The sequence below is a fragment of the Winogradskyella sp. genome (assembly GCF_016744625.1).
GTDB lineage: Bacteria > Bacteroidota > Bacteroidia > Flavobacteriales > Flavobacteriaceae > Winogradskyella.
The window spans coordinates 1-2,413 of the sequence record NZ_JADGDZ010000157.1 but is presented as its reverse complement, the minus strand read 5'-3'; the positions used below and the strand labels follow the sequence as shown (position 1 = coordinate 2,413).

Sequence of the window (2,413 nt, the reverse complement as noted above, 5' to 3'; positions counted from 1 at the left end):
AGGCATTTGCTATTGCTAAAAGTGGACGACCTTATGATGAAAACTTTGTTTCAAGATTAGCTTAAAATTGCTTGTTTTTTAACTCAGTTCTTTGTTGTGGTTAGTTTTTATTGTTTTTCCATTAAATATTCACCCGCAGGAACTCTAAGAGAAACAGGCGAGTTTTCATTTGGTATAATTCCACCGTGTTCTTTAAATATTGTTATAGTCATTTTTTCGGGATTAGTTTCTCCAATGATATAGCGTAATGTAATAGTAAAGTTTAAATAATCTCGCTCTGGGTCACTAATATAAAGTGAAATTCTACGTTCATTTTCTGAGCAATCATTACAAATTGGACGTTCATCAGTTGAAGTAATATAACTTCCACCTAATTTGTTTTCATTATTATTGCTTATTGGTAAAGTGTTAATAATTTCTTGATTATTTTCAACATATCTATAATCTCCTATTAAATAATCTCTAAAATCACTACCTATCTCTAATTGCTCTATCTTTTGAAGTACTATTGTTAGAGATGTACTACCATTTGTGTATAACCAATTACCCTCAAATTTATTTAATTCATTATCTAAATCTTTATAATAAGCTCCAGAAGGTGTTTCGTAAGGTGCATCTAAGCTAACTATTGGACTTTGCGCTTTACAAGATAATGTTAAAAGCAAGATGGTTAATATAAATATAATTTGTTTCATTTTTATTATGTTTTAATTGTTGTTACAAGGTGTTTCTACTACAGTATTATTTGAGTCTAGTGACAATTTTTTCCAAGATTCTTGTACAAATTGTGTGCCAGCGTTTGTTTGTTCCATTTCATACAAAGAAATACCTAAGTTCTGACTTTGTATAAATTCTAAAAATGCTTTTTGGTATTGTGTAGCTGTACCATCTAAATCTTTTGCATCATTTTTTAGTTTAGTTTTTAATTTTGCAGCAAAATCCTTCCATACAATATCATTTGCTTTTTTCTGTTCCATAGTTTCTTTGAAGGTAAAATAATCATCAATTTTTATAGCATAAGTATGAGTTTCTCCTGCTTGTTTAACAACAAGCGCAGTTACAAAAAGCTTATCGCCATAGGTATTGTTACTGTTTAGAAAAGCATCTGCAGTATAGACATCTCTGATATTTAAAAGCATATAAATATCATTTTCAGAAAACATTTGATAGTATTGAGAGCCAGTTGGATGTGTATGTATTGTTCCAAATTGCCAAGGTTTACCTGGAAAATCAACTTGATTATGTGCACTTGCCGGAACGTGTTGTGCATAAGGACCAAAGGTTGGATAATTGCCTCTGTTGTAAAATCCAAAACCAGTTTCGGTATTAGGTGTAAAGCTATTATCAATATTTGTGATTGCTAAACGAATGTTTTTATTTTTTCCATCTGCATTATCTGGGTGCGTATTTTGCGTGTAAGGATTTGTTGTGTTTGGTGGTGGATTTGCCATTAGATTATTGAGAGTCTCACATTCATCATCTTCGGTGTTAGGCTCGTCTTTCAATTCTTTTGTAATTATACCGTCAATTGGCAAATCTCCAGTTGGTCCGCCAGGTCCACCACCACCAGCACCATTTAGATCTGAATTCGTATCGCAAGGCGCACTAATAATTTGTGTTGCTGAATAAAACCCAAGGTCGCAGCCGTTGCATCTATCTGGCATATGATTTTGGCATCTGCAGAGCATTACGAACTGAGAGAAAGCGCACATAGTAACACCTTCGGTTACTATTTCGTAACCTGTTGTAGGATTAATAATATCACCTTTTCCATTTTCATCATATGTAAGGTAAAATTCCTCTATGTTATTAGTATCATAGGCTAAAACATAATTTGTTGTTTTAGACATATCTTGCGTTTGAGTTTTGAAAGTAAAAGTAGTCGTGCCATCTTTTTCAGCCATTAATACATCGGTAGAATCTATTGCAATAACATAATCTTGGGATTCAGTTGTATATTGGGATTGGCTAATTGAAACAGTTTGATTAGGTATTAAATGGTTAATATCAATATTGTTCAAATCTTTATCTATAACTTTATGTTTGAAAGTATTAAAGTTAATTTTAGAGAATATACTATTGGCGATTTGTGATTCTTGGTCTTCTGCTTCAACAGCATCTTTTTGGCAACCATAAAAGAGTATTGAAATTCCGAGAAGTAGAATTCCGATTATTAAATAGCTTTTCTGTTTTTTGTATTTCATACCGTTAATGGTTTAAAGTTAATGATTAAATTTATAATTGGTCAATTTGTTTTCAAACCAGTAATGAGTTAACTATGCTTTTCGGTTAGTCAACCTATTTCAGGAAAGTTCACCTACAAAATGTCTTGTCCTGAAATATGGCTACAGGTTAAAATTGATTTTTACGCTGATAATTTATATACCATATTCGGTGTTTTATAGTCTAAAGA

General features: G+C 31.7%; 2 protein-coding genes. Both read right to left on the bottom strand.

The window, feature by feature from the left end; genetic code table 11:
* Positions 1 to 107: 107 nt before the first annotated feature.
* Positions 108 to 695: a DUF6705 family protein gene (locus QZZ53_RS17070; protein ID WP_296386963.1), complete on the bottom strand. Its 588-nt coding sequence runs from the start codon at positions 693 to 695 to the stop codon at positions 108 to 110.
* A gap of 12 nt (positions 696 to 707) precedes the next feature.
* The gene (locus QZZ53_RS17065) at positions 708 to 2,204 is read right to left on the bottom strand and encodes a hypothetical protein (protein ID WP_296386961.1); all 1,497 of its coding nucleotides are present in this window, start codon (positions 2,202 to 2,204) and stop codon (positions 708 to 710) included.
* Between the last annotated feature and the right edge of the window lie 209 nt (positions 2,205 to 2,413).